The organism is Paenibacillus sp. XY044, from assembly GCF_002257645.1.
GTDB lineage: Bacteria > Bacillota > Bacilli > Paenibacillales > Paenibacillaceae > Paenibacillus_AQ.
Map to the genome: position 1 here is coordinate 442,237 of NZ_NQMO01000001.1, position 26,715 is coordinate 468,951.

Here is a 26,715-nt window from a genome sequence, read left to right on the forward strand (position 1 = left end):
TTTTTCATAGCCCGGATGATCACAACCGATCGGAGATTCACGCAGATTTCGTTCAAGGAGGAATATTTATGTTTTCAAAATGGAAATCCAAAAAACAGCAAACGTTAGACATTACTTCCCCGCTTACAGGGACAGCTGTATCGCTTGATCAGGTGCCGGATGAAGCCTTTGCGGGCGGACATATGGGTAAAGGGCTGGCCATTGAGCCTGCGGAAGGCAAGCTGATCGCTCCGTTTGACGGCATCGTGGCCCATGTGATCAAGTCCAAGCATGCGGTCATTGTGGAGCATGAGAACGGCCTGCAGTTTCTGTATCATATCGGCATCAACACGGTAGGACTGAAAGGCAGCGGATTTACAAGCCATGTCAACACGGGAGACAAGGTGAAGGCAGGGCAAACGCTGATCGAATTCGATCTGGAGACGATCCGCGCAGCAGGTCTGCCTACCGTAACGCCCATCATTATTACCAACAGCGAAGACAAAGTGGAGCAGATGGAAGCGAAGCTGGGGGCCGTAACCGCCGGACAGACCGAAATCCTGAGCGTTACGCTTAAATCCTAAAGCTACTTTCGACAAGAAAGGGATGACAGATCATGCTAGCATTTCTGCAAAAAATCGGCAAGTCGCTGATGCTTCCGGTGGCGACGCTGCCGGCGGCCGCAATCCTGATGCGTTTTGGCAACATCGACTATATAAAGGACTTCCACCTGGGCAACCAGGTGGGATGGTTCCTGAACCACTATATTGCACCGTTTCTGGATGCCGGCGGATCGACGATTTTCGATAACCTGCCGCTCATCTTTGCCGTCGGGGTGGCGATCGGTCTGACGGGTGACGCCGTCGCCGCGCTCTCTGCCGTCATCGGCCACATTATTCTCTTAAAGGTGCTGGTCAAAGTTCCGCTTGCGTTCACGACCCTTATGGATAAAGGCGCGGAGCTTAACACAGGGGTTCTCGGAGGCATTATCGTAGGCCTGATTTCCGCCTTTTTATACAACCGTTTTCATAAAATCAAGCTGCCGGACTGGCTCGGATTTTTCGGCGGCAAACGTTTTGTTCCGATTATCACGTCCGTTACGATGGTATTCGTCGGTATCGTCCTGGGCCTGATCTGGGGACCCGTGCAGGAAGTGCTGGATACGTTCGGCCGCTGGATCGTCAGCCTCGGCGGAATCGGAAGCGCGGTATACTTGATCGCAAACCGCCTGCTCGTTCCGTTCGGTCTGCACCATATTATCAACTCGATCGTCTGGTTCCAAATCGGGGATTATACCGATGCGGCAGGAAAGGTCGTTCACGGCGACCTGTACCGGTTCTTTGCCGGAGATAAATCCGCGGGGATGTTCATGACCGGCTTCTTCCCCATCATGATGTTCGGCCTGCCGGCAGCGGCACTCGCCATTATCCATACGGCCAAGAAGGAAAAGCGTAAGGCGGTGGCTTCCATCTTTATCGGCGCTGCAGTTGCTTCTTTCCTGACAGGAATCACGGAACCGCTTGAATTTGCATTCATGTTCGTGGCTCCTGTACTATATGGTATACATGCAGTGCTGGCAGGGGTGGCAGGTTACGTGATGTATGCGCTGGGCGTGAAGCTCGGCTTTGGATTCTCGGCCGGATTTATCGACTATGCGCTGAATTATCCGCTGTCCACCAAGCCGCTGCTGCTTATTCCGGTAGGTCTGATATTCGCGGTCGTGTACTACGTGCTGTTCCGTGTGCTGATCGTGAAGCTCAACCTGAAAACGCCGGGGCGGGAGGATGATGTGCAGGTGGCGGACGAAGCTGTAGAAGGCGACGCGGCCGGTGCAGGAGTTGCGGCATCGGACAGCAAGGCGGCCAGAGTGCTCGCGAATATCGGGGGCACGGATAACATCGATAGTATCGACGCATGCATTACCCGTCTCCGTCTTGTCGTCAAAGACGAGTCGGTCGTCAACGATCAAGGACTGAAGCAGCTCGGCGCTTCCGGTGTCATGCGGCTCGGCAAAGGCGCCGTCCAAGTGGTGTTCGGGCCGCAGTCCGAGGTGCTGAAGGATGAAATCAAGAAGCTGATGTAATTGGAACAAAAAGAGGCTTTCCGTGAAGGGAAGCCTCTTTTTATGCAGCAATGCATCAGGATGTCGCCTATTTTTCTTTCAGGTCATCATAAGCGGCACTCCAGTGATACGGCTGCAATTCCGCCAATGTTTTGAAGACTAGCTCGTTACCGGGGACGGTGACGGCGCATTTCACGCCCGGTCCCCAATAAAACAAGCGCTCCTGGCAGATCCCGCAAGGGGAGAGTACTTTGTATGGCGATATCTCGTCATCGCGCGTCACGCAAATCGAATGCGTTACTTGTTTGTTCTGCTTGTGTGCTTCCAGAATAGCCCCTGTCTCCATACATAAATGAGTGGAGTCGTTTATGACTTCCGGAGCGACGCTCGTGTGGATCGTTCCGTCTACTAGCCGGACGGCTGCAGCGCCGCCCCAGCCAGTCGGATACCTTTTCCTGATAAGCTCAATGACTTCATCATACATTTGTTGCTCTACACTCATATCGACAGCCTCTTCTCAAAAATATCGCATTCCCGGTGAAACGAGTGATCAATTTACGGTCTATCCGATAATGATCTTCCCTTCCGGATAGTTGAACGGATCCTTCTTGTTGTCCCGGGTCAGCGCGTACGCGAGGGTAAGCGGCCCCATCCGGCCGAGGAACATCAGGCAGATTACCCATACCTTGCCGAAGGGGCTGAGTTCGGTGGTCAGTCCCATGGAGATGCCCGTCGTCCCGAAGGCCGAAGCCGATTCAAACAGGATCGACATAAAATCGTGGTCTTCCGTCACCGACAGCAGCATGGCGAACAGGATGATCAGCAGAATCGACAGAAGCGTCAGCGTGATGGCCTTGTACACCACATCCTTGGCGATCCGTTTACGGAACAGCACGACATCCTCCCTGCCGCGGATCATCGCATGAACGGCACCGAGAAGCAGGACGAAAGTCGTAATCTTGATGCCGCCGCCGGTCGAGCCGGGCGCCGCGCCGATGAACATCAGCAGGATCATGAAGAATTGGGTCGACTGGCGAAGGCCGCCGATATCGACGGTATTGACCCCGCCGGAACGGGTCGTCACCGATTGGAACAGCGAGGCCCAAATCTTGCCGCCGGGACTAAGGGGACCCAAAGTATGCGGATTCGTGACCTCCATCAGGAATATGACGAGTGCTCCTAGGAAGACGAGTATTGCGGTTGCGCTAAGCACGACCCTGCTGTGCAGCGATATTTTGCGGACCTTTGGGTATTCCAGTAGGTCTGACAGCACGATAAAACCGATACCGCCCAGAAAAATAAGCGCCATCAGCACGATATTCATATACGGGTCGCTCACAAAGGAGACCATGCCGCTGAACGGTCCCTGCACGGTTCCCATCAAATCGAATCCGGCGTTGTTAAACATCGAGATGCTGTGATAGATACCGAAATATACGGCTCTGCCCAGCGGCAGAGAAAGGGAGAACATGTAATGGACGGCAAGCAGCAGCGCCCCGACTACTTCGATCAGCAGGGAGTACAGGATGACCTTCTTGACCAGCCGGACTACGCCGTCCATGGTGCCGTGGTTCAGCGCTTCCTGCAGAACCAGCCGCTCCCTCAGCGAAATCCGTTTGTTAAGCACCAGCGCGATCAGCGTCGCCATCGTCATGAAGCCGATACCGCCGATTTGGACCAGCAGCAGAATGACGGTTTGTCCGAACACGGAAAAGGCCGTTCCCGTGTCGACGACCGCAAGGCCGGTCACGCAGGCGGCCGAAGTTGCTGTGAACAGCGCGTTCAGGGGCCCGATGGAGATGCCTGTGGCCGATGCTGCCGGAAGCGAGAGAAGCAGGGTTCCGGCAGCGATCATTATCAGAAACCCGAACACCAGAATTTTGGGGGGCGTGAGAAGCCTTTTGGACCAATGCCCCCGGGTCATGCTTTTTTGTAAAATGAAACTCACCTCTTGCTGTAGCTTAAATAGGTTTTGCAGACGAGCGGATCACCAGTTCCGACGGCAGAATCACTTTGCGGGACTCCGGGACCGAGCTGCCCCGAATCCGCTCTACCAGCAGCTGGATACCCATGGCGCCAAACTGGTAAGCCGGCTGTGCCGCAACCGTCAGAAACGGGTCCAGCGCTGACGAGAGATCGAGGTCGTCGAAGCATACGACGGAGATGTCCTCCGGCACCCGGATGCCGCGCTCGCGCAGATCCCGGATCACGCCTACCGCCAATACGTTGTTGGCCGCAAAAATCGCGGTCGGAGGGGAGGGCTGCTCGAGCAGCTGCTCCAAATGATCATCCGCATGGTAATCGCGGTAGTTCTGGTGGATGATGAGCGTCTCATCCAGCGGAATGCCCTGAAGGGCCAGTGCCTCCGCATATCCCTCATAGCGGAGCCGGGCCGTTGAGACGTCCAGGGAGCCGTTCACGAGCGCGATGCGGCGATGGCCCAGCCCGATCAGGTAATCGACAAGCTTGCGGGCCCCTTCCTTGCTGTCCCCGCAGATCATGTCCGATTCGATTCCGGGCACGGCCCGGTCCATGATGACGAACGGGATGTTGTGCGCCCGCAGCTTTTCGAGATTTTTCAGCGAAAGGTCCCCGGCCGGGGCGAACAGCACGCCGTCAACCCGCGTGGACAGGATCATGTCGACATAATCCTTTTCCTTCGCATAATCTTCATCACTATTGCCGAACAGAAGGCGGTAGCCGTATTTTTTGGCGCCGTCTTCCGCGCCGCGGGCCAGGCTCGTATAGAACGGGTTTGTGATGTCGGTGATGAGCAGGGACAGAATCTGGGTCTGCTGCAGGACGAGGCTCCGGGCATTAGAGTTCGGTATGTAATTAAGCTCTTCCATGACCCTTTTGACTTTTCTGCGCGTCTCCTCGCTGATCCGCCCGGTATTGTTGATGACCTTGGAGACCGTCATGGCTGAGACGTTGGCTTTTTGCGCAATATCGTAAATCGTTACCAATGTAAACCCCTCTTTGCTGTATATTCTATCAGAACCGCCCGGATAAAAGAAAATACGGATTGACAGTAATCGCTTTCATTGTTATTTTAAAGTTACCGATAACTCATTATACATTTTTTTTAGCAATTGACCCAGCATCAATGCAGCAAATCCGATTCAAGCAATCATGCAAGGCGTTTTGTACCTGTAAGCAGAGGACGATCTAAAGAACGGGCGATGCAGCGGTACCGGCATGTTCAATAGAGCAGAGGCGTTGGATTTTCAGGAAAGTCGCGTTATTTTTTGAGAAGATCAGGACGTATGATTTCGTTTTGTGCGGATGCATTTTGATCGATCAATATCACTTTCCCTAAGGACGCGGTCTGCATTCCAGGAATGCATGTCTAGAAACGTTTTTCATAGGAATGATGGATTGGAAGGCTGTATATTTTTTTGTTTTAGGGTTACCGGTAACCCCAATCGAAAGCAATGCAAAAATCATAAGAAACGCTAAGGAGGAAACAAGCGATGGCTAATCAAAACGAAAGATGGAAGCACGGGTTCCCTAAGATCGGCATTCGGCCGACGATCGACGGCAGACGTAAAGGGGTCCGGGAATCCCTGGAGGATATGACTATGAATCTGGCGAAGTCGGTCGCTGCTTTTTTGGGCGAACAGCTTCGGTATCCTGACGGTTCTCCGGTGGAGTGCGTCATTGCGGACACCTGTATCGGAGGCGTGGCGGAAGCGGCGGCTTGTGCCGACAAATTTGCCAAAGCCGGCGTAGGCGTATCCATCACTGTGACGCCGTGCTGGTGCTACGGTACGGAAACGATGGACATGGATCCTTCCATTCCGAAGGCGGTATGGGGGTTCAATGGCACGGAAAGACCCGGCGCGGTTTATTTGGCCGCCGTATTGTCGGCCCATGCGCAGAAGGGACTTCCGGCGTTCGGCATCTACGGTAGAGACGTGCAGGATCTGAACGACCCTTCCATTCCTGCGGATGTGCAGGAGAAGCTGCTGCGTTTTGCCAGAGCCGGACTTGCGGCTGCATCGATGAAGGGGAAATCTTACCTTGCCATCGGTTCGGTGTCCATGGGTATCGCCGGCTCGATGATCGATCCGGACTTCTTCCAGGAATATTTGGGCATGCGCAACGAGTATGTGGACATGTCGGAAATTACGCGGCGGATTGAAGAGGAAATTTACGATCCGGAAGAGTTCAAGCTGGCCATGGCTTGGGTGAAGGAGAACTGCAATGAAGGGCCGGACAACAATCCTGAAGCGATCCGGACTTCGCGCGAGAAGAAGGACCAGGACTGGCAGACGGTTGTTAAAATGACGCAGATCGTACGCGACCTGATGGTGGGCAATCCGCGGCTGGCGGAGCTCGGCTTTGAGGAAGAGGCTATGGGCCATCACGCGATCGTGTCCGGCTTTCAGGGACAACGGCAGTGGACCGACCATTTCCCGAACGGTGACTTCCATGAAGCGATTCTGAACTCTTCGTTCGACTGGAACGGCATACGGGCTCCTTATTTGGTCGCCACCGAAAATGACAGCCTGAACGGCGTCTCGATGCTGTTCGGCTACCTGCTGACCAATACCGCCCAAATCTTTGCCGACGTCCGTACATACTGGAGTCCCGACGCGGTGAAGCGGGTGACCGGTCATGAACTCGGCGGAGCCGCGGCGAACGGTCTGCTGCATTTGATTAACTCGGGGCCGGCGGCGCTGGATGGAACCGGCGAGCAGCAAAATGACGGCAAACCGGCCCTGAAGCCATTCTGGGAGATTACGCAGGAGGACGCGGACAACTGCCTCAAAGCCACGTCATGGCGCCCGGCGGCAGTGGAATACTTCCGAGGCGGCGGTTTTTCGTCCGACTTCCTGACGCGCGGCGACATGCCGGTGACGATGTCCAGGCTGAACCTGGTCAAAGGGCTTGGTCCTGTCCTGCAAATTGCCGAAGGATATACGGTTGATCTGCCTGAGGATGTGCATGACAAGCTGGATCAGCGGACCGACCCGACGTGGCCGACCACCTGGTTTGCCCCGAATCTGACGGGCGAGGGAGCGTTCCAAGACGTTTATTCCGTAATGGATCACTGGGGAGCCAACCACGGTGCGATCAGCTATGGCCATATCGGTGCGGACCTGATAACGCTGGCTTCGATCCTGCGTATTCCGGTGAGCATGCACAACGTTGCGGAGGAGCAAGTTTTCCGTCCGCGAGCTTGGGGGCTGTTCGGAACAAGCGATCCGGAGGGAGCGGACTTCCGGGCATGCCAAAACTTCGGACCGCTGTACAAGTAAGCATTTTCTACGGACGAGGTGAGGCTAATGGGTTCGAAATCCATGCACATGCTGGCGGTGGACTTCGGAGCAAGCAGCGGACGCGCCGTGACGGGAGCATTCAACGGAAGAACGCTTTCCGTTAGCGAGGTGCACCGCTTCAATAACGAACCGGTTCGTCTCGGGGACAGTCTTCACTGGGATTTTCTGAGACTGTTTCATGAACTGAAGCAGGGCATTCATGCTTCCCGGCGGATGGCCGGTGGTGCGCCGGTATCGGTTGCGGTAGACACCTGGGGCGTCGACTATGGCTTGGTGGACAACAAGGGCAGACTGGTCGGCAATCCTTACCACTACCGTGATCTGCGGACAGAGCAGGTGATGCCCGAAGTACTCTCCGCTGTGCCGGAGAAGGAATTGTTTCGGCTGACCGGCATCCGCTCCTCTTCGATCAACACGATTTATCAGCTGTATGCCGAGGAGAGCATCCGCTCGGGCTATGAGCCGGGCGGGCTGAAGATGCTGATGATGCCGGATCTGTTTCATTATTATCTGTCAGGCGTCATGGCTAATGAATATACGATAGCCAGCACGAGCGGACTGCTGGACCCGCGCAGCCGTTCATGGCATGCGGGTATTCTGAACACACTGTCGATCCCGGAATCGCTTTTCTCAGGAGTGGTGATGCCGGGAACGAAGCTTGGACAGCTGCGGCAGGACATCCGCGAGGAGCTGCAGGTGCCGGACATGGCGGTGATCGCCGCGGCTGGCCACGACACGGCCGCCGCAGTGGCTTCCATCCCGGCGGGCGCTGCCCCGTATGCCTTCATCAGCTCGGGGACCTGGTCGCTGATGGGCATTGAGCTCGACCAGCCGGCGCTCAGCGATTACAGCCGTGACAGCCTCTTCAGCAATGAAGGGGGAGCGGGCGGGAAAATCCGTCTGCTCAAAAACATCATGGGGTTGTGGCTGCTCCAGGAGTGCCGGCGCACCTGGGCGCTGGAAGGAACGCCGCTCACGTACGACGAGCTGACCGAGCTGGCGCTGTCGGCGCCGGATAACGGCAGCTATATCGACGCGGCAGATAGTATCTTCCTGCCGCCGGGCGGCATGCCGCAGCGGATCCGCGAATACTGCCGGGACAGCGGCCAGAAGGTGCCGGAATCCCGGGCGGCCATCGTGCGCTGCATTGTCGAAAGCTTGGCGCTTCAGTACCGCCAGACGCTGGACGAAATCGAGAAGCTCGCCGGAGAGCGGCTGGAGCATATCCATATTGTCGGCGGCGGCATCCAGAACCGGCTGCTGTGCCAGCTGACGGCGAACGTCACCGGCCGCCCCGTGATAGCCGGGCCGGTGGAAGCTACGGCCATCGGCAATCTGATGATGCAGGCGCTGGCGCACGGCGAAGTGAGGAACCTTGCCGAGATCCGGCAGGTCGTTCTCGAGTCCTTCCCGCCGGAAACCTACCTGCCGGAGGACGCGGCGATGTGGGAGGAACGTTACCAGCAGTACGTGAAGCTTTTTAAACGTCAAGAGACGATATAAGTACGTGTTCAAAAAGGTCGGTTTTCAGCACCGAGGTTTATGCTTCATCTTTGATTGGCCTCGATTGGTTTTCTTATCAAAAGCGGACTTTTTGAACAACCTCTATAAAGGAGAGTGGAGAGAAATGACTGTGCAGCTTGAGCAGCAAGTTAGAGAAGAGTTGACCCGGTATGCCCGGAAAACCGTAGCCAAAGGGCTGGTGGTGGGCCCAGGCGGGAACATCAGCGCGAGAGCGGAGGGCATTATGCTCCTTTCACCGAGCGGTTTTGCACTCGAAGATATTGAGCCTGATCAATGGATCCGGGTGGAGATCGAATCCGGCAAAGTGCTGGACGACGAGGTACGTCCGTCATCGGAGGTGCTGATGCATCTGTTTGCCTACCGGGTAAATCCGGACATCCAGGCGATCGTGCATACCCATCCGGCCCACTGCATCGCCTTGACGCTGGTTTCGAAGGAGCTGCCGATGCTGTTCCCGGACCAGGCAGCCCTTGTCGGCGACATTGCTTTCGTACCTTACGTGCTGCCGACGACGGATCTGCTGGCCAATGCGGTTGCGGAGAAAGTCGGGGACCATAACTCCATTTTGCTCGAAAACCATGGCCTTGTGACGACCGGGAAAAACTTGCGCGAAGCTTACTACCGGACTGAGGTGGTGGAGGAAAGCGCGAAGGTGTATCTCGCCGCCAAGGCGGTGGGTGAGCCGAAAGTGCTGACTGATGCCGAATACAAAGAGATTCAGTCGCTGGAAAGCGAAGCCTACCGGGTGCAGCTCCTGCAGAAAATGAAGTGATATCCGGCTCTTGACATCCGTCTTGATCATCCTGTAAAGTATGGAAAAAACAAACCATGGTTTGTCAAATGCCAAAGCGATGATCAAGAGCAACAGTTCATGAGAACCGGCGTCTACCAGAGAAGAAACCCCCGGCTGAAAGGTTTCCGCGCACGGACATGAGCTTCCCGTCTTGTAGCTGCCGTGATGAAAGAAACTGCAGGTTCGAGTATTCATGGCCGGGATATCCCGTTATTGTTGCCAATAAGGACTGCTGTACATGCGGCGGTTGAATACAGGGTGGTACCACGAACACATTCGTCCCTTGAGGACGGGTGTGTTTTTTGTTGTTTTGGATTTGTCGCTCAAGGAGCGGCAGAAGAAGGATATGAGGAGGTTGATCGGCGATGAGCCGTTATATTAGCAAACAAACATCCATATTGATTCCGACGCTGCGCGAGGCTCCTGCCGAAGCGGAAGCCCGGAGCCACCAGCTTCTGCTTCGGGCGGGCTTCATCCGGCAGCTGGCTGCGGGAATTTACAGTTACCTGCCGCTCGGCTGGCGCGTGCTGCGCCGCATCGAGAGCATTGTCCGCGAAGAAATGGAGGATGCCGGATTTCAAGAGCTGCTCCTGCCGGCCATGCAGCCGGCGGAGCTGTGGGAGCGGTCCGGACGTTACGGGGACTATGGGGCGGAGCTGATCCGTCTGCAGGATCGGCATGAGCGCGAGTTTGTGCTCGGACCGACGCATGAGGAGGTCATTACGGCGCTTGCCGCGGCTGAGGTCAATACGTACCGCAAGCTTCCGCTGCGCCTGTACCAAATCCAGACGAAATTCCGGGATGAGCGGCGTCCGCGCTTTGGATTGCTGCGGGGGCGCGAGTTCCTGATGAAGGATGCCTATTCATTTGACCGCAGCTGGGAAGACCTCGACCGGACCTATCAGGCTGCCCGGGACGCTTACCGCCGCATTTTTACCCGCTGTGGGCTGAAATTCAGCATGGTAGAGGCGGAGGCGGGATCCATCGGCGGTGAGGGGGAAACGCACGAGTTCATGGCGCCCGCGGAAATCGGTGAGGATACGATCGTCAGCTGCCCGGCCTGCGGGTATGCTGCAAACCTGGAGAAGGCTGCGGCTGCTGCTGCTGCCGGAGAACGTTCCGAAGAAGAAGCTGAACATCAGGCACCTGCCATCCAAAAAGTCGCCACGCCCAATACAAGAACAATCGAAGAGGTGAGCGCCTTCCTGCGTATACCTGCGTCATCGATTCTAAAGACGATGATTTATATGGCTGACGGGGAACCCGTCGCCGCTATCGTACGGGGAGATCATGAAGTCAATGAGAATAAGCTCACCGCGGCGCTTGGATGCGGGGCGCTTGAACTTGCCGAGCCCCAGGATGTACTGAAGATAACGGGAACGCCTCACGGTTATGCCGGACCCGTCGGCCTTCATATTCCGGTCTACCTGGACCGCGATGCCGTATTGTACGGCGGCGCGGTAGCCGGAGCGGGAGAGGCGCATGCGCACGTGCGGAACGTCGTGCCGTTCCGGGATTTTCAGCCGGCGCAAATCGGCGATTACCGCAGCGTGCAGGAGGGGGACCGTTGTCCCAACTGCGCGGAGGCGCTTCAATTTGCCAAAGGTATCGAAGTGGGTCACATCTTCAAGCTTGGCACCAAATACAGCAGCGTCCTCGATGCCGGTTATACGGACGAGGCCGGCCGGGAGCAGACGATGATCATGGGCTGCTACGGCATCGGCATTTCCCGCCTCCTCTCAGCGGTGGCCGAGCAATCGCTCGGAGATCAAGGGATGTGCTGGCCGCTCGGCATTGCGCCGCATGCAGTGCACCTAATTCCCGTTTCCACCCAGGATCCGGATCAGGCGGCGGTTGTGGACCAGATTGCCACGGAGCTTGCGCGGCAGGGCGTGGAATGCCTTATCGATGACAGGGAGGAGCGGCCGGGCGTGAAGTTCAAGGATGCCGATTTAATCGGCCTGCCTCTTCGCATCGTCGTCGGCAAACGGGCCGGGGAAGGCATCGTGGAGTGGACGGACCGCAGAGGCGGCGTGCGGACCGAGTTGACGTGGCAGGAGGCCGTCCGGCTGGCTGCTGGAATTTGTTCCACGGCGGGGGAGACTCTATAATAGTAGATATTGTGCCTGGACAAGGGAAAGGAAGCCCCCGGGCATCATTCAATGCGATGATGGAGGAAGCTATGACGATCAGACCCGCCAAACGAGAAGACGCGCATCATGCCGCCAGGCTGCTGTACGATGCGCTGCATGATGTTGCGCACCAATTAACCGGAGAGGACAGCGAGGAAGCTGTGCTGAACACGCTTGAAGCCTATTTTGCCGCCGAGGAAGGGCGCCTCAGCTTCAAGCAGACGCTGGTGGAGGAACTGGACGCAAGGCCCGTTGGCCTTGTGGTGGCTTACGGAGGAGACCAGGCCGCGGAGCTGGACCGGCCCATTCTTGCCAGGCTGCGATCCATGAAGCAGGATTCCCAACTGCAGCTGGACAAGGAAGCAGACCTGGACGAATATTACATCGATACGCTTTCGGTGTCGCCAGAATATGGCGGACGAGGGATCGGCACGTCCTTGATTCGCGCGGCCGAGGAACGGGCAAGTGCACACGGATACGCTAAAATCGCCATGGCGGTCGTTACGGATAACACGAAAGCCCATTCGCTTTACCTGAAGCTCGGTTACCAGACCGACAAAAACATTATGATTAACGGCCATGTGTATTATCATATGGTCAAGCATCTGGGTTGAAGGCGGCCCGCGAAAAGGAACGAAAAAAGGACAGCCAAACGGCTGTCCTTTTTTGTTGTATTTACGGCTGTGGGCTGTGGTCATTTCCGGCGCCTCAAGCCTCCGGATCCCTGTTCGGTTCGAAGATCGCCACCTGCCGTTTGCCGACTTTGAAATGCTGAAGGCGTTTATAACGAGCGTGCCCCAGCTTCTGGCTTTTGTCCGCGATCATGGCAACGACCGCACCCTTGCTGCTGAGCAGCGGATAGACATGCTCGAATAAAGCGGACACCGGGTTGGTAAGTCCACTTTCCCAGCTGACGAGATCCCCGTAAGGCAGATCGGTCAGAACCATCTGGATCGGCTGATCGACCTGATCCAGATGGTGCGGCTCCGTAATATTGTCCTGAAAAACGACGCTTTCGTCCAAAGTCAGGCCGGAAACTGCGGGTTTAAACCGGTCTAAGCTCTCCAGCGCTTCTTTATGCGAGGGTTTGCCGTAGTTTTCGTACAGCTCCCGCAACTGGAGCTCCCGATTCCTCAGCCCTTCCTTTGTCAGGAGCGCCAAATTTTTGCCGGCGACGGACAACGCGTTTGGATCGACATCCGAGGCGTACATTCGCCGGATCCTCGGCCCATGAAGAAAGCCGGTCACGGTCAGTAGATAGGCTCCGCCGCAGCAGGGATCATAGAGGGTATAGGGGCCGGAATTTCCGCGCTTCTCAAAGAAGTCAAAGCACCGCTGAACGATCTCGCTTCCGAGCCGCACCGGGAAGGAGGTCACGCCGGGAGCGTTATACAGCACCCGGCCGCTGGCGTAATCTTCGTAGCTCCCCGCTTTTGTTTCATATAAGTATTCCATATCGTTTACCTTTCAGCCGTGCGTGTGTTTGCATATTTTCTAACTGGTAACATTGTAGCACGGGAAGGGCTTCCGCCCAAACGGCCCGGTCAAGACCTCGCGAAAAGCCACACGAAAAGCCTTATGGACTGCAAGCCACCCTTCTTATGAAAAAACTCGGCGCTATTCTGCCGCTCATTCAAGGGCGGGCCATTCCTCCGCCGTCACGGCCAGCAGGACGTGATCCTCCCACACGCCGTTGATTTGCAAATACCGTTCCGCCAGTCCTTCCCGGCGGAAGCCGGCTTTTTCCAGCACGCGCAGCGAGCGCAGGTTCCGCGGCATAACGCCAGCCTGCACCCGGTGCAGACCAAGGTTCCGAAATGCATGCTCAACGCTCAATCGGACGGCTGCGGTCATGTAACCTTTTCCGTTCTGATCCTGAGCCATAAAATAACCGATGTTGGCGTTCTGAAACACGCCCCGCGCAAATGCCGTCAAGGCAATCCGGCCGATCAGCAGGTCCGGTTCCTTCAGAAAGATGCCGAGAACGCACGACTGGTCCAGATCAGCGCCCGTGATGCCGTTCCAAATGTCCTTGACCTGTCCTTCCAGCGTCCAGAACGAATCAGGACGAATCGGTTCAAAGGGCTGAAGAAAATCGCGGTTATTTCGGCGCAGCGTAAAAAGCGCTTCGGCATCCTCCTCCACCAGCTCTCTCAAATAAATGGCTTCATGCTGATCCAGCAGCATAACAATCCCTCCTTCAAAAATGATATCGGCCAATGGCATTCTATTAGGTTTGCGCCGTTAGATATCGGCATCCTACAATGCCTGCTTAAAGTAATATAAGCCTAATTAGCAGGCCTGTCCATGATAAATGCTGTCGATATCATCCCGGTATTTTTACACTTTGCTTGGCTGCATTTATACCAAATCTACCAATAATTAGCGAGTAAATGGTCCGCATCTTTTTGATAGGATAAGAGTAAGAATTCTATGAAAGAAAATCTATTCTATGAAAAAGTGAGGCACCCCCCCTTGATTAAACCGCAAAAGTTAGTAACCTTGTTTGCGGCATTCATGCTGGCCGTCAGTACCGGACCGGCATATGCCGCAGCCGGCAGCTCTAGTCTGCCTTTTCATGATATTTCGGGGAGTTTCGCCCGGGATGAAATCGTCGACCTCGTTCACGAGGGCGTTGTTGAAGGAACGGGAGGGGGAGCGTTTGAACCGCACAAAACGGTAACGCGTGCCGAGTTTACCGCTATGACGGACCGATTGCTTAAATTGAAGGAAGTGGACGGGGATATTCCCGCTTTCAGCGATGTTCCGCGCACTTCCTGGTATTACGGCTGGGTGCAGGCTGGACTGAACCTGGGCATCGTTCAGGGAAAAAGCGCCAATACCTTTGAGCCGAAGGCGAATATTACCCGGGAGGAAGCCGCAGTCCTGATCGTTCGCGCGCTGAAGGAGGAACCTTCTGCGGTTAGCGTAGGGCAGCTGCCTTATCAGGATACCGCCAGCATTTCCGCATGGGCGCGCCCTTATGTCAAAGCCGCGGCTGCTCTAGGGCTGATGGAAGGAGCGAACGGGAAATTCCGCCCCAAAGCCAACATGACCCGCGAGGAAACCGCGGCTGTGCTCGACCGCGTGCTGCAAATTTCGTCATGGGATCAGGCGATCCATTCCACGCCGGCGTCCTCCCTGCAGGTCGGATGGCAGAATGGATTGACCATATCCCAGTTTATTGCCAAAGTAAAGGCATCGAATATCAACACGATCGTACCCCGATGGTTTTTCCTGGAGGAGGGGACCAGCTCGTTGTCCAACCATGTTGACTCCAGCCTGCTGAGCTGGGCGAAACAGAACAATAAGAAGGTATGGGCTCTCCTCGGCAATCACTCGAATGCTGAGCTGACGGACGATATATTGACCGATTCCACGAAGAAAAGCAGCGTCATCAAGCAGTTGACCAGCTATGTCAAAAAGTATGGGCTGAGCGGCATCAACGTCGATTTTGAAAACGTCAGCACGCAAGACCGTGAAGCGCTGACGGCGTTCGTGACGGAGCTGGACCAAAGCCTGCGTACCGTGGGCGGCGTCGTATCGATCGACGTTTCGCCGGATCTCGGTACCGATTGGACGGAAGCATTTGATTACAATGCCTTGGGACAGGCGGCCGACTATATGATCCTGATGGGTTACGATGAGCACTGGGACGGAGATCCGATCGCCGGGTCTGTCTCCTCATACCCGTGGGTGGAAAGCGCGCTGAACAAGCTTCTTCGCTCCGTGCCGTCGGCCAAGACGATCCTGGCCCTGCCTTTCTATACCCGGGACTGGACGCTGAAGGACGGCGGCGCCACTTCGGAAGAATTGACGTTGGCCCAGCAGGGCGTCCGCACACGGTCTGTTGCCTATAACCGCAGTTGGGACGACAACCTCGGTCAGTATGTATTCAAGTATCAAAAGCAGGGGTACACCCACAACATATGGATTGAGGATAGCCGGTCCATTACGAAAAAATATGTCATGGCGGCCGACCGGGGAGTAGCCGGGTATGCTTTCTGGTATATGGGAGCGGAAACGCCTGACGTATGGACGGCGATGTCCAATGCGGACAGGTATGCTTCCTACTAATCTTGATTTGCATTCTTTTAAAATAGAGTCTGATCTTTAGATGGATCAGGCTCTTCTTTTCTATATAACTGTTCGAAAATATTAGAATAAATAGAACTAAAATTATTGAACTATATAGACTGTTCGATTAGAATGAAGGTTATTAGGCCAAATATTGGAAGTGACCAATAGCGATAATTGAGAATATTTGGAAGGAGGATTAGCATGAACTTGTTGGATCTGTCTTTTAAAAGGACGAGCTATGAGGCAAAAGTGCAGGCTTCCATCTGGTATGAATGTGCGTTGGGGGTAGCCGTACTGACCTACCCGAAGCTGCACGGGGCGCTGGACAAGCCAGGCGAATATTATGACCTGCTGCGGCAAAGCGCGAGCAGCCGGCTCGAAGCCGAGCTTCAGTACTGCCAGGAGCATAATACCTGGAAAATGCTGCTCCAGCTGCTGCATACCCTGAACTGCGATACGATCGAGAGCTTTTCACTGGCGGTCAATGCTTTAAGCCGGGAAGAGTTCCGTTATCGCGTGCTCCCGTACCTGGAGACTGCTTTGGAGCCTGCGCGCAGGCGGGCGGCGGAAGGAGACTCGGCCGCGGCGGCGGAGATGATGGATGCCTGCCGCGGACACCGTTTTTTTCCACAGATGATTCATCATGTGATGGTAACGGATGTGGATGCGTTAAGGAGCCACCTGCTTGTTATGCTGCAGCTGTGGTACGCGGAGTTCATGGAGCGCGAGCGGGAGATGACGGAGGCCGTGCTGAAGCGGGATGCGGAGGAGAAGGAGCATTGGCTTCGTTCGCTTTCACCAGAGGAGGTTGTACTGAGGGCAACCGGAGTGGAATATGCCCCTGAGCCGGGGGTTCAGCAGGTGCTGCTCATTCCCCATGTCATTTACCGGCCGTTTACGGTCGAAGCTTCGCTGCCGCAAACCAAGGTGTTCTATTATCCTGTCAGCGATACCAGCCTGCCGGGGACCCAGGATCCCTACGAGCCGCCAGCCAGACTGGTGCAAATCTACAAGGCGCTAGGCGATGACAAAAGGCTCCGCGCTTTGAAGTTGATCGCCGGGCGGGACCGAACGCTGAAGGAGCTGACCGACACCCTCGGACTGGGGAAAACGACGGTACATCATCATTTAGCGGTCCTACGCGCAGCCGGCCTCATCAGGGTCAAGGGCGGCAGCTACGCCTGGAATCCGCAATCGCTTCACCATCATGAACGGGAGCTGAACGAATTTTTGACCGACAGCCAAGATGAAGGATGAATAGGCTGAGCCCAGAAATAGAGAGCTATATTCATCCAAGGCGATGGTCGCGTGATTTCGCATGGCTGTATGCGGACCAGCTTCTGTCCGTGTTCGCCGGCACCTGCGGTACATTTGTTCTCTCCTGGCTGCTGTATGAAGCGACGGGCTCCAAAGTGGCAATGGGAGGGCTATGGCTGATCAGCTTCGCTTCCCAATGGGGTGTTCAGCTGCTCGCCGGTCCCCTGATCGACAGGTGGAAAAGGACGGCCGTTATGCAGCTGTCGGAAGCCGTCCGGGCTGTGGTATATCTTGCAGCCGGGCTCTTGTGGATAGCCGGGGAAAGACAGGCATATATATTTTATACGGCATCTTTGATCAGCTCGTTTGTCATGTACGACCTGGCTTCCGGCGCCCTGCTTCCGAAACTGGTAAGTTCGGAAGATTTGACCCGTAAGAATGCCTGGATTTCGGGAAGCGTGCAGCTGATGCGGACCTTTGCCTTCCCGCTGGCGGGTCTGGGCGTGCAGGCACTGGAACCGGCGACGCTTCTTCTGCTCTTGTCTTTGCAGTTTACCGCCTCCTTCCTGTGCATCCGCCGCATTCGGGAAACACCTCCTCCTGTCGGGCAGACTTCTCACGGACAAGGCCGATCCGGCGCGGTTGCGGCTTGGTCCGGCCAGATCCGGGCTGGCTGGAGGGTGTTTTCGGGCAACCGCCTGCTGATTGCTCTTGCTTTATTCGTCTCTGTTACCAGTTTTGGCGTGTCGGCTACCCAGGCTATGTACATTCCGTATATCACGGAAGTGCTTGGAGGCGGGGCGGCGGAGTATGGCTGGTTCACTGCTGCGTTTCCCTGCGGGTACGTGCTGGGCAGTTGGGCAGTTGGCAGAATAAAGGGTTCTTCTCCGAAGCTTGGCATAATGCTCGCTGCTCTCCTGATCGGCGGGGCGACATACGTCGGGCTGTCATTCGTTCGCAGCTTGCCGGCTGCTTTGATGATCGAGCTGGCTGCCGGGATGGCGATGCCGTTCTGGAACGTTTTCAGCAGCAACTCTTTCTACAGGTTGGTTCCCGAGCAGGTTCTTGGGCAGGTCTTATCGATTCGACTGCTGCTTATGAAATCTGCCGGGCCGCTCGGCATCATCTATGGCACTTATTGCGCCGCAGTGTACGGGATTCCTCAACTGTTCCTGACGGTCGGCCTGCTCATTATGGCCGTGACGGGAACCGGAGTGGCCTGGACGATTATTTTTAGACATAATCCAGCGGGAGACTTGAGAAAATATCCATAGAAACCAAACGTTACAAACGACATGAAGGAAAAGAGGCTGACTATGGAGAAAGGTACCGATCAGGAACTGTCGTACGGTTCAGACTATCATTATATTCCCGCTACGTCGGCGGCGAGCGGGGAGGGCGTGGAGGTTCGCCCGGACGTATACAGCTATACGGTGCAGATTGTAAATATTGTACTGGCTGGTGCCCCGGAGGCGGAATCGTTCGTATTGATCGATGCAGGGATGCCGGGTTCCGCGGACGAAATCATCCGCGTGGTGGAAGACAGGTTCGGGTCCGGCAGCCGCCCGGAGGCGATCATTTTAACCCATGCCCATTTTGATCACGTCGGCGCGCTGATCGAATTGGTGAAGCACTGGGAAGTTCCGGTATATGCCCATAAGCTCGAGCTGCCCTACTTGACCGGACAGGAGAGCTATCCGAAGCCTGACCCGACAGTGGAAGGGGGGATGCTCGCCAAGCTGTCCTTTGCGTTTCCGAACGAGCCGGTCAATTTGGGATCATGGGTCAAAACGCTGCCGGATGACGGAAGCGTGCCAGGCTTACCGGATTACCACTGGATCCATACGCCGGGACATTCTCCGGGGCATATTTCCTTGTTCCGGGAGCGGGACCGGACCTTGATCGCCGGGGACGCTTTTACGACCGTCCGGCAGGATGAGCTCTACAAAGTGCTGACCCAGAAAGTGGAAATTAGCGGACCGCCGCGGTATTTCACGCCGGACTGGTTTGCGGCTTGGCAGTCGGTCAAACGGCTGGAAGCCCTGCATCCGGACGCCGCCGTCACCGGGCACGGAACTCCCGTATTCGGCGAGCTGCTGGAGGCGGGATTGAAGAGGCTGGCGGAACAATTCGACAGCTTGGCCATCCCGGATCACGGAACCTACGTGAAACGTTACGAACAATAATCACAGCTCAGAACGATCAGCCGTACAACGGGGCAAGACTCCCGGAATACGGCTTTTTCTCAAAATACAACGTTTGCTGAAAGGAAGTGAATCGCACTCTTGTCCGTAAAATTGGTTACATGGTATGCCGTGCTGGTGCTGCTGTGCGTACTTCTCGTTTTTCTCGTCGATCTGACGACCTTTCGTTTCAATGGAAGGGGGATTTCCGGTAACGGCAACCCCGGACTGCTGTTTTTGTTTCCGGCCTGGACCGCCGCACTGATGCTGATGATCGCGACTTTTATTATGGCTGTTAAATATTTTGACGATCTCAGCGACCATATCGTGAAGAAGGCTTACCGGTTCTGGTTACCGCTCATTTCCCTACTAGCTCTGCTCCTGTCCGTTTATTTACAGTTCCGCAAGATCATGCAGTGGCTGGATACCTACCACCAGATGATGGAGAAGTTTGGCTCTCCGCTTTTCCTTGGAGCTCTGAATCCCTATACCAATTCACTCTATTATAATGCCCATATTTTGTTGTTTTGCGTATCGGCGGCCATGCTATGCGGATGGTGGGTCGTGAAAAGACGTCCGTACTAAACTTTCAGCATGACGGGGCGGATAAGGCGTGCTACAATAACATGTTGTAACGCATCATATGAGAGTTGAAAGGAACATCCATGAGAAAAACATCCGCACCTCTACCTACATTCATTCCACTGCTAATCGGCATTACGGCAATATCGTTCTCATCCATCTTTGTGAAATGGTCGTCTGCGCCTGCATCGGTGCAGGGCATGTACCGGCTGTTGTTCACGGCGATTCTGATGCTCCCCTTCCTGAAGCCGTATTGGAAGGAATTAAGAGCCCTTTCCATAAAAAATTGGCTGCTCCTTGGGACTTCCGGCTTTTTTCTCGCGCTTCATTTCCTGCTCTGGATGGGGTCGCTCAAGCTGACGAGCGTCTCCAGCTCTACGATTATTCTAGCGCTTGAACCGGTTTTTATCGTGATCGGGGCATATTTCTTTTACAAGGAAAAAACGTCGGCTGTGGCCATTTCGGGCATGGTGGTCGCCATCGCCGGTGCCGTTCTGATCGGACTTGGCGATATTGGCGTTTCCCGCGACAATCTGATTGGCGATTGGCTGTCCGTCCTGGGGACGCTCGCAGTGTCGGTGCACATGCTGATCGGGCAAAAAATGGTCGCCCGCGTCTCTTCGTTTGTGTACAGCTTTGTCGTGTTTCTTTCGGCAGCGGCCGTGTTTGCCGTATATAACGCAGCAACCGGCGTGTCTTTTACGGCATATCCGGGACGGGACTGGGGGATTTTCCTGCTGCTGGCTGTCGTACCGACGGTTTTCGGCCATCTGCTGTTTAACTGGCTGCTGCAGTACGTACCCGCATCGACGATCTCGATGAGCATCCTGGGCGAACCGGTTGGCGCGAGCCTGCTCGCCTTCCTGATTCTCGGTGAAGCGATCACACTGTTCCAATTGGCGGGCGGCCTGCTGGCGATTGCTGGCCTGATCGTGTTTCTGAACGCCGGAAAGTTTAAAGCCCGGCCCAAAAGCGATATTCCCGCCGAACCTGCCCATCCGGCCCCATGATTTTGCCAATAGCGAAGCTGCTCCGACCTGAAGTCGGGACGGCTTTTTTTGTGCTTGATTTGTTCAAGGTAAGAAAATTAATAGTAATTATTACGATTTGCTTGCCAGCCAAGATGTTTTATGGTTTAATCAGTAAAGTGTAATAATTACGATTAAGCAACCATAGACTGTACAGAGTCAAAATTTACACTTTTGATCCCGTAAAGTCATTGACGGCATTTCACGGAGAAAGATCAAGTTCGGGGACAGTTTGCTTGCGATCACAGAAATGTTCAGCCCCACTGTAAACCAGTGAATTCCATGATCTACAGGAAGGCGAAAAAATTTTTGTCTAAAATTAATCGTAATCATTACGAATATACACAACGGGGATTCGAATGGATCCCGCGATGATGCGGAAGGAGAAACCAGGATGAATATCGCAGCAATGAACAATGTCGTATACGGCTATGATGGGGTGCCCGTCATACATAACGTCTCGCTTCGCATTGAATCCGGCGAGTTTATCGCGGTCAGCGGGCCGAATGGCGCAGCCAAGTCGACACTGCTGAAGCTGCTGCTCGGCTTGTATAAGCCGTGGAGCGGGGAGGTCAGTTACGCCCCGGATTTTAACCGGAAGGCCATCGGGTATTTGCCGCAGCAGGCGGCCTCGTTCAACAGCGGATTTCCGAGCAAAGTGATCGAGCTGGTCCGTTCCGGTTGCTATCCGAAGCTCGGATTGTTCCGCCGCTTTGGGAAGGAGCAGCATGTGCTCGTAGAACGGAGCCTCCGGCGGGCGGGAATGTGGGAATTCCGCAACCGGAAGATCGGCGGGTTGTCCGGCGGTCAGAAGCAGAAGGCGTGCATCGCCCGCGTGATGGCCCAGCAACCCGAGCTGGTCGTTCTGGACGAGCCGGTGACCGGAATGGACGCGGGAAGCAGGATGCAATTTTACCAATGGATGAGGGATTATGTATCGGCGGATGCCAGACGGACCGTGCTCATGGTGACGCACGGTCTGGATGAAGCCCGTCCCTATTTGGACCGGGTCATCCGGCTGGAAGGAAAGGAGGAGGACTGCCAATGCTTCACTTCGAATTCATGCAGCGCGCCTTTTGGGCAGGAGGTCTTATTGCATTGATCGCCCCGATTCTGGGCGTGTTTCTCGTCCTGCGGCGGCAGTCGCTGATGGCCGACACCCTGTCGCATGTATCCATGGCTGGAGTTGCCCTTGGCAGTGTCCTGCATATGAGCCCTGTATTGGCAGGATTTCTGTTCGCGGTGATTGGCGGGATTGCGATTGAACAGCTCAGGAGGTCCTACCGTGCATACAGCGAGGTTCCGGTCGCGATCATCATGACGTCCGGACTGGCGCTGGCGATGGTGCTGATGAGCATGAAGAGCAACTTGAGCAAAAGCTTCAGCAGTTACCTGTTCGGCTCGATCGTGGCCGTTAATCCGCTGCAGCTTGTAATCATCGCCGCGGTGACGGCGGGAGGGCTGATCTTCTTCGCTGTCCTCCGGCGCCACCTCTATACGCTGACATTCGATGAGGAGACGGCTGCCGTGGGCGGCGTACAGGTCAAGCTGCTGACGTTCGCATTCGCGGTCATGTCGGGACTGATCGTGGCTGCGGCGATGCCCATCGTCGGCGTCCTGCTGGTGTCGGCGCTGATCGTATTGCCTTCCGCATTTGCGCTGCGCTTTGCCGGCGGCTTTCTGCAGGCCTGCATCCTGGCGGTCTGTGCCGGCCTGACCGGCGTGTTCGGCGGCCTGACGGCTTCCTATTACACGGATACTCCGCCCGGAGGTACGATCGCGCTGACGCTGCTCCTGATCCTTCTTGCGGGCATTGCCGTCCAGAAGGTCGGCCAGCGCCGCAGAAAACGCCATTTGGGAGAAGCGGCAACGGCCGTCCCGTCAGCATCCAAGCAGGTGATGAGCACATCATATCAAGAAGAGGAGACAAACGTATCATGAATAAAAAAACACCATTTCTATCTGCACTTATCGTAAGTTCCATGATCCTGGTCCTGGCCGGATGCGGATCGGCAGCGAAGAATGATAGCGCGGAGCCGGCTGCGGCCACCGAGGCCGGCAAGGACAAACTCAAAATCGAAACGAGCTTCTATCCGATGTATGAATTTACCCGCCAGGTCGCCGGCGATTTGGCGGACGTGCATCTGCTCGTTCCTGCAGGCACCGAGCCTCACGACTGGGAACCGACGCCGAAGGATATGGCGGCGATCGAGCAGGCGGACATGCTGGTCTATAATGGAGCCGGCTTGGAAAGCTGGGTGGATCAGGTGGTTTCCGGCTCGGACAGCAAGGGGATGACGGCGGTTGAAGCGAGCAAAGGGCTGGAGCTGATACCGGGAACGGAAGAAGAAGACCATGATCATGACCATGACGCTGCAGAAGGAGACGCGCATGCGACTGAAGCGGTCACCGGACATGAGGAGGAGCACGACCACGATCATGAACATGATCACGGTGCTTTCGATCCCCATGTCTGGCTGTCGCCGAAGCTTGCTATCGGAGAAGTCCGCACGATCGAAGCCGCGCTGTCCGCAAAGGCGCCGGAGCACAAGGCACAGTTTGAAGAGAATGCCGCTGCGTACATAGCCAAGCTGCAGCAGCTGGACGAGCAGTACACGAAAGAGTTGTCGGATACGAAGCGTAAGGATTTTATTACGCAGCACGCGGCTTTCGGCTATCTGGCTCATACGTATGGTCTGACGCAGGTACCGATTGCCGGTCTCTCCCCGGAGCAAGAACCGTCCGCGCAGGCGATGGCAGAGGTCGTAAAGTTTGCCCAGGCTCATCAGGTGAAGACGATTTTCTTTGAGACGCTGGTTTCCTCCAGCGTGGCGGATACGATCGCAAAAGAGGTGGGAGCGGAGTCGGCCGTGCTGAATCCGATCGAAGGGCTTACTCCTGAAGATGAGGCCAAAAATCTCGATTATCTTCAAATTATGCAGGCAAACTTAACGGCGCTGGTCAAGGCGCTGAATGAATAATTTCATCTCAGGAGGAACTGCCCTTATGAACCAACCATCCGTCATTCCGGTCACCGTTTTGAGCGGTTATCTGGGATCTGGCAAAACGACGGTTTTAAACCATGTGCTGAACAACCGCGAAGGCGTCAAAGTCGCCGTCATCGTGAACGACATGAGTGAAATTAACGTGGATGCAAGGCTCGTCCAATCGGAGACTTCCTTGTCCCGCACGGACGAGAAGCTGGTCGAAATGTCCAACGGCTGCATCTGCTGCACCCTGCGGGACGACCTGCTGCAGGAAGTCCGCAAGCTGGCGGAGGAACGGAGATTTGACTACATTCTGATCGAATCGACAGGCATCTCCGAGCCGATATAATCATTATAGAATAAAAAATATACGCTTAATCCTTGCTGAAATGTGATAAAAAAAGCCCCTCAAAAGGAGTTATCCTTAAGAGGGGCTACTTGTTATTTATCGGAAACATTTAGTGCTTCACTAATTATAATATTGATCAATTGTTGCTCTTGAATGCTCGGTTTTACACCGTATTTCTCCAGAATGCTATCGATAACTTTTGATGAAAGAGTCATTTTATCATCTTTTGATTGGGTATTGTCTAGTTTATCTACATAATCTACAACTTGACTTGCAACGTGCAGTGCAAATGTAGTTTTGTTCTTATCTAACTTATCGATGTTTGTGACTTGTACTACAAGTTCTGCAATCTCTAAGGCTTTTTCAACTCCAGCAATTCGTTCCTTTGTTAGCCAGCCTTTTTTCTTGGCAAGGGGAACAACAAAAAAGCCTGCTACAACCACAACTAGCACGGCGACAATAATATATAGGTCGTTCATTAGTACCATCCTTTATTGAATATGTATTTTACTTATCAAACAAACCGGTACGATCAAGAACAGTTACTGCCTGGTAGAATGCTTCGCTCTTTCCATTGGTAGTATCAATCACTTTGTTACCGTTTTTATCTTTCATGCAAGATAACTTATCGACTACTCCTTGTGCATAAGCAGGAACATCCATACTTAGTTTAGATTGAAGCTTAAGGATTAGACTCCCTTGCTCCATAATTGTTTGCTTCAGGACGTCTTTGCTTTTAGTCAGACTCTCAACTTGAGCACACAAGTTATCAAATGCTAATCTTTCTTCTTTAGTCATTGGTTCATCATCCTTTACATTAGTAGATGGCTTTTTAAGCCGAGCAAGTTCAGCTTTAATTTGGGGGATGAAATTCTTATTAGCTGCAGCAATAGTATTACCATCTTCGAAGAAGGCTGTGCCAGGGCACGTCTTGCTTGACATACCGGGAATAAAATCTGGTAATCTTGTACCATTTTTAGCTGTATACCAGGCGTGATAAACGATATGGTCAGTATTGATTGGAATATTAAACTTCTCCGCTAAACAAGCATAAAAGTGTATTACAGTATTCTTCTGTTCATCTGACATCTTATCTCCGCCAACATCAAAGTTTCCCACGATCTCAGTACACAGCATGTTTGTATTTGCTCCAGCAATACCAGCTGGGGTTACATTCAAGCCGCGTCCTAAACTGTACGCAATTTGTCCTGTATCCAGTATAGTGAAATTTTGTCCGATGTCATTCCACCCTTGGGATAGATGACTGTTTCTCATCCCCTCTAAACATTTGAACGGATCTTGATTCTTCCTTGTTGTGTAGTTTGGGAGGTATGTATGATGTACTTGTAGATGAGTGATTTTACGGGTAACATTTTGTTTTTTCAGCCAATCCCTAAACTCATCGCGTTCCAGTAGGAGGAAGTTACCTTTTTGTTGCATGTTATTTACTCCTTTCTTAGAGAGTAGGGGAGAGTTAATAAGATAACCCTACCCACCACAATTCACTTGTGTTATACTCATAAGTGGGATGATACTTTCTTAAATGCTTCTGCTAGGGGCCTTTTTGAAAATATCATCCCTTTATTTTTGATCTGATTTTTCTTCACTTTTTGTTTTTAATACACTGATTGCTCTTTTGAATTGTTCTGGCATGGGAAGACCTAGCCTGCCATAGTTTTCTGCTAAACTGATAAGCTCATTTGAAATATAGAAATATGTCGCGCCCACAGCTAAACTCAATGTTCCACTAAGACCAAGAAGTGAATCGATTCTATACAATACTGCAATTACAGTAAACATGAGAACTTTTTTAAATATGCCCATAAATCCCTTGTTGGAATTTAATCCCTTAGACTTATCAGATGGACTCTTAAACCCTTCACGGAGGGAGGCTCCAACTCCTGTGAACCAGTCAAGTACAACTAAGATTGCCAATAGGGAAAGGGCTTCATTCCAACCACCAAAAGCGTATGTAACAACTACACCAAATGATGCAATCAATCCATTTAAAATTTTGTCATACACCGAAGCTTCCTCCAAAATCAAATTAAAAAAGGACTCTCCACAAATGAAGAGCCCTTTAAAGTAAAAACCTATTTTTCTATAATTTTGTGAGTTTAAAACCCTTATAAATAAAGGAGTTTTTAACTCGTTATTCTTAATGAAATGTCCATTTTATTTTTCCCCCAGGCAACATGCATAAAAACTACGCCTTGCGGCGCTACGCGGATTACAATATATCATTGTACCCTTTTTCATTATCGGGGTCGCTATCCCTAATTGCCTGTTTTACATCCACCCTGTTTATTAATGCAATTTGAATCACGTCTCCGAATAACTGCAAAAAAGCTGTGACTGGAGTATAAATACCGTAGTAATTAATTCCGTCATTCCAGGCTATAGATTCTCCTATAATTGGCATCTCACCAACTAAATAATTTCCTCTTAACCACTGTTCAGCTTCTGACATTATA

The 26,715-nt window shown here is 53.8% G+C and carries 25 protein-coding genes and 1 pseudogene; 17 read left to right on the forward strand and 9 right to left on the reverse strand.

The genetic code is table 11. The annotated features are described in order from the left end of the window. Positions 1-68: 68 nt before the first annotated feature. The gene (locus CJP46_RS02105) at positions 69-563 is read left to right on the forward strand and encodes a PTS sugar transporter subunit IIA (protein ID WP_094593940.1); all 495 of its coding nucleotides are present in this window, start codon (positions 69-71) and stop codon (positions 561-563) included. Positions 564-595: 32 nt separating this feature from the next. After that, on the forward strand, positions 596-2,062 hold the full coding sequence (gene nagE / locus CJP46_RS02110) for an N-acetylglucosamine-specific PTS transporter subunit IIBC (RefSeq protein WP_094593941.1): 1,467 nt from the start codon (positions 596-598) through the stop codon (positions 2,060-2,062). A 67-nt stretch (positions 2,063-2,129) separates the two neighbouring features. Here the strand turns inward: nagE and CJP46_RS02115 are convergent, their stop codons facing one another. The 3 genes from CJP46_RS02115 to CJP46_RS02125 form a co-directional block, all read right to left on the reverse strand. After that, positions 2,130-2,543, reverse strand: coding sequence for a cytidine deaminase (locus CJP46_RS02115; protein ID WP_094593942.1), 414 nt, complete (start codon positions 2,541-2,543; stop codon positions 2,130-2,132). Positions 2,544-2,603: 60 nt separating this feature from the next. Next, complete coding sequence (locus CJP46_RS02120; RefSeq protein ID WP_256992153.1) at positions 2,604-3,896, reverse strand: TrkH family potassium uptake protein; 1,293 nt, start codon at positions 3,894-3,896, stop codon at positions 2,604-2,606. Between the two features lie 106 nt (positions 3,897-4,002). Next, complete coding sequence (locus tag CJP46_RS02125; protein WP_094593944.1) at positions 4,003-5,007, reverse strand: LacI family DNA-binding transcriptional regulator; 1,005 nt, start codon at positions 5,005-5,007, stop codon at positions 4,003-4,005. 507 nt (positions 5,008-5,514) lie between these two features. Between CJP46_RS02125 and CJP46_RS02130 the strand changes: the two genes are divergently transcribed. From CJP46_RS02130 to CJP46_RS02150, 5 genes are all read left to right on the forward strand, one after another. After that, on the forward strand, positions 5,515-7,305 hold the full coding sequence (locus CJP46_RS02130; protein WP_094593945.1) for an L-fucose isomerase: 1,791 nt from the start codon (positions 5,515-5,517) through the stop codon (positions 7,303-7,305). A gap of 27 nt (positions 7,306-7,332) precedes the next feature. Further along, the gene (locus tag CJP46_RS02135) at positions 7,333-8,829 is read left to right on the forward strand and encodes a rhamnulokinase (protein ID WP_179280993.1); all 1,497 of its coding nucleotides are present in this window, start codon (positions 7,333-7,335) and stop codon (positions 8,827-8,829) included. Positions 8,830-8,953: 124 nt separating this feature from the next. Then, on the forward strand, positions 8,954-9,622 hold the full coding sequence (locus CJP46_RS02140; protein ID WP_094593946.1) for a class II aldolase/adducin family protein: 669 nt from the start codon (positions 8,954-8,956) through the stop codon (positions 9,620-9,622). A 386-nt stretch (positions 9,623-10,008) separates the two neighbouring features. Further along, the gene (locus tag CJP46_RS02145) at positions 10,009-11,754 is read left to right on the forward strand and encodes a proline--tRNA ligase (RefSeq protein WP_094593947.1); all 1,746 of its coding nucleotides are present in this window, start codon (positions 10,009-10,011) and stop codon (positions 11,752-11,754) included. A 71-nt stretch (positions 11,755-11,825) separates the two neighbouring features. Further along, on the forward strand, positions 11,826-12,389 hold the full coding sequence (locus CJP46_RS02150; RefSeq protein WP_094593948.1) for a GNAT family N-acetyltransferase: 564 nt from the start codon (positions 11,826-11,828) through the stop codon (positions 12,387-12,389). A gap of 94 nt (positions 12,390-12,483) precedes the next feature. Here CJP46_RS02150 and CJP46_RS02155 read toward each other — a convergent pair whose 3' ends face one another. Together CJP46_RS02155 and CJP46_RS02160 are read right to left on the reverse strand one after the other, a co-directional pair. Then, a complete protein-coding gene (locus tag CJP46_RS02155) occupies positions 12,484-13,230 on the reverse strand; it encodes a hypothetical protein (RefSeq protein ID WP_094593949.1) in 747 nt (248 codons plus the stop codon). 174 nt (positions 13,231-13,404) lie between these two features. Next, positions 13,405-13,962, reverse strand: a complete 558-nt coding sequence (locus CJP46_RS02160; RefSeq protein ID WP_094593950.1) for a GNAT family N-acetyltransferase — start codon at positions 13,960-13,962, stop codon at positions 13,405-13,407. A gap of 288 nt (positions 13,963-14,250) precedes the next feature. Here CJP46_RS02160 and CJP46_RS02165 point away from each other — a divergent pair, with 288 nt between their 5' ends. From CJP46_RS02165 to CJP46_RS02210, 10 genes and pseudogenes are all read left to right on the forward strand, one after another. Further along, positions 14,251-15,852 carry an S-layer homology domain-containing protein gene (locus CJP46_RS02165; RefSeq protein ID WP_256992154.1) on the forward strand — a complete coding sequence of 534 codons (1,602 nt, stop codon included), beginning with the start codon at positions 14,251-14,253 and terminating at the stop codon, positions 15,850-15,852. 204 nt (positions 15,853-16,056) lie between these two features. Further along, complete coding sequence (locus tag CJP46_RS02170; protein ID WP_094593951.1) at positions 16,057-17,112, forward strand: ArsR/SmtB family transcription factor; 1,056 nt, start codon at positions 16,057-16,059, stop codon at positions 17,110-17,112. Continuing rightward, positions 17,109-18,386: an MFS transporter gene (locus CJP46_RS02175; RefSeq protein WP_094593952.1), complete on the forward strand. Its 1,278-nt coding sequence runs from the start codon at positions 17,109-17,111 to the stop codon at positions 18,384-18,386. Before CJP46_RS02170 ends, CJP46_RS02175 begins: the two co-directional genes overlap by 4 nt. A 42-nt stretch (positions 18,387-18,428) precedes the next feature. Then, a complete protein-coding gene (locus CJP46_RS02180) occupies positions 18,429-19,298 on the forward strand; it encodes an MBL fold metallo-hydrolase (protein ID WP_094593953.1) in 870 nt (289 codons plus the stop codon). Between the two features lie 99 nt (positions 19,299-19,397). Beyond that, a complete protein-coding gene (locus CJP46_RS02185; protein ID WP_094593954.1) occupies positions 19,398-19,880 on the forward strand; it encodes a hypothetical protein in 483 nt (160 codons plus the stop codon). Positions 19,881-19,960: 80 nt separating this feature from the next. Then, on the forward strand, positions 19,961-20,887 hold the full coding sequence (locus CJP46_RS02190; RefSeq protein ID WP_094593955.1) for a DMT family transporter: 927 nt from the start codon (positions 19,961-19,963) through the stop codon (positions 20,885-20,887). A 412-nt stretch (positions 20,888-21,299) separates the two neighbouring features. Then, on the forward strand, positions 21,300-22,007 hold the full coding sequence (locus tag CJP46_RS02195) for a metal ABC transporter ATP-binding protein (protein WP_094593956.1): 708 nt from the start codon (positions 21,300-21,302) through the stop codon (positions 22,005-22,007). Beyond that, on the forward strand, positions 21,944-22,846 hold the full coding sequence (locus CJP46_RS02200; protein WP_094593957.1) for a metal ABC transporter permease: 903 nt from the start codon (positions 21,944-21,946) through the stop codon (positions 22,844-22,846). Before CJP46_RS02195 ends, CJP46_RS02200 begins: the two co-directional genes overlap by 64 nt. Further along, the gene (locus CJP46_RS02205) at positions 22,843-23,886 is read left to right on the forward strand and encodes a metal ABC transporter solute-binding protein, Zn/Mn family (protein ID WP_094593958.1); all 1,044 of its coding nucleotides are present in this window, start codon (positions 22,843-22,845) and stop codon (positions 23,884-23,886) included. Before CJP46_RS02200 ends, CJP46_RS02205 begins: the two co-directional genes overlap by 4 nt. A 25-nt stretch (positions 23,887-23,911) precedes the next feature. Further along, positions 23,912-24,238, forward strand: a pseudogene (locus tag CJP46_RS02210) (GTP-binding protein); the annotation flags it as partial. A 95-nt stretch (positions 24,239-24,333) separates the two neighbouring features. On the opposite strand, the gene CJP46_RS02215 reads toward CJP46_RS02210, so the two are convergent. From CJP46_RS02215 to CJP46_RS02230, 4 genes are all read right to left on the reverse strand, one after another. Then, a complete protein-coding gene (locus CJP46_RS02215; RefSeq protein ID WP_094593959.1) occupies positions 24,334-24,720 on the reverse strand; it encodes a hypothetical protein in 387 nt (128 codons plus the stop codon). A 28-nt stretch (positions 24,721-24,748) separates the two neighbouring features. Beyond that, positions 24,749-25,681 carry a peptidoglycan recognition protein family protein gene (locus CJP46_RS02220; RefSeq protein WP_094593960.1) on the reverse strand — a complete coding sequence of 311 codons (933 nt, stop codon included), beginning with the start codon at positions 25,679-25,681 and terminating at the stop codon, positions 24,749-24,751. 141 nt (positions 25,682-25,822) lie between these two features. Beyond that, positions 25,823-26,266, reverse strand: a complete 444-nt coding sequence (locus CJP46_RS02225) for a phage holin family protein (RefSeq protein ID WP_094593961.1) — start codon at positions 26,264-26,266, stop codon at positions 25,823-25,825. Between the two features lie 205 nt (positions 26,267-26,471). After that, on the reverse strand, positions 26,472-26,711 hold the full coding sequence (locus tag CJP46_RS02230) for a hypothetical protein (protein ID WP_094593962.1): 240 nt from the start codon (positions 26,709-26,711) through the stop codon (positions 26,472-26,474). Positions 26,712-26,715 lie beyond the last annotated feature (4 nt).

Bases quoted from the DNA above. Each gene is read 5' to 3' on its own strand.
- CJP46_RS02105 (WP_094593940.1), top strand. From the start codon at position 69: ATGTTTTCAAAATGGAAATCCAAAAAACAGCAAACGTTAGACATTACT.
- nagE (WP_094593941.1), top strand. From the start codon at position 596: ATGCTAGCATTTCTGCAAAAAATCGGCAAGTCGCTGATGCTTCCGGTG.
- CJP46_RS02115 (WP_094593942.1), bottom strand. From the start codon at position 2,543: ATGAGTGTAGAGCAACAAATGTATGATGAAGTCATTGAGCTTATCAGG.
- CJP46_RS02120 (WP_256992153.1), bottom strand. From the start codon at position 3,896: ATGATCGCTGCCGGAACCCTGCTTCTCTCGCTTCCGGCAGCATCGGCC.
- CJP46_RS02130 (WP_094593945.1), top strand. From the start codon at position 5,515: ATGGCTAATCAAAACGAAAGATGGAAGCACGGGTTCCCTAAGATCGGC.
- CJP46_RS02135 (WP_179280993.1), top strand. From the start codon at position 7,333: ATGGGTTCGAAATCCATGCACATGCTGGCGGTGGACTTCGGAGCAAGC.
- CJP46_RS02140 (WP_094593946.1), top strand. From the start codon at position 8,954: ATGACTGTGCAGCTTGAGCAGCAAGTTAGAGAAGAGTTGACCCGGTAT.
- CJP46_RS02145 (WP_094593947.1), top strand. From the start codon at position 10,009: ATGAGCCGTTATATTAGCAAACAAACATCCATATTGATTCCGACGCTG.
- CJP46_RS02150 (WP_094593948.1), top strand. From the start codon at position 11,826: ATGACGATCAGACCCGCCAAACGAGAAGACGCGCATCATGCCGCCAGG.
- CJP46_RS02155 (WP_094593949.1), bottom strand. From the start codon at position 13,230: ATGGAATACTTATATGAAACAAAAGCGGGGAGCTACGAAGATTACGCC.
- CJP46_RS02160 (WP_094593950.1), bottom strand. From the start codon at position 13,962: ATGCTGCTGGATCAGCATGAAGCCATTTATTTGAGAGAGCTGGTGGAG.
- CJP46_RS02170 (WP_094593951.1), top strand. From the start codon at position 16,057: ATGAACTTGTTGGATCTGTCTTTTAAAAGGACGAGCTATGAGGCAAAA.
- CJP46_RS02175 (WP_094593952.1), top strand. From the start codon at position 17,109: ATGAATAGGCTGAGCCCAGAAATAGAGAGCTATATTCATCCAAGGCGA.
- CJP46_RS02180 (WP_094593953.1), top strand. From the start codon at position 18,429: ATGGAGAAAGGTACCGATCAGGAACTGTCGTACGGTTCAGACTATCAT.
- CJP46_RS02190 (WP_094593955.1), top strand. From the start codon at position 19,961: ATGAGAAAAACATCCGCACCTCTACCTACATTCATTCCACTGCTAATC.
- CJP46_RS02195 (WP_094593956.1), top strand. From the start codon at position 21,300: ATGAATATCGCAGCAATGAACAATGTCGTATACGGCTATGATGGGGTG.
- CJP46_RS02205 (WP_094593958.1), top strand. From the start codon at position 22,843: ATGAATAAAAAAACACCATTTCTATCTGCACTTATCGTAAGTTCCATG.
- CJP46_RS02215 (WP_094593959.1), bottom strand. From the start codon at position 24,720: ATGAACGACCTATATATTATTGTCGCCGTGCTAGTTGTGGTTGTAGCA.
- CJP46_RS02220 (WP_094593960.1), bottom strand. From the start codon at position 25,681: ATGCAACAAAAAGGTAACTTCCTCCTACTGGAACGCGATGAGTTTAGG.
- CJP46_RS02230 (WP_094593962.1), bottom strand. From the start codon at position 26,711: ATGTCAGAAGCTGAACAGTGGTTAAGAGGAAATTATTTAGTTGGTGAG.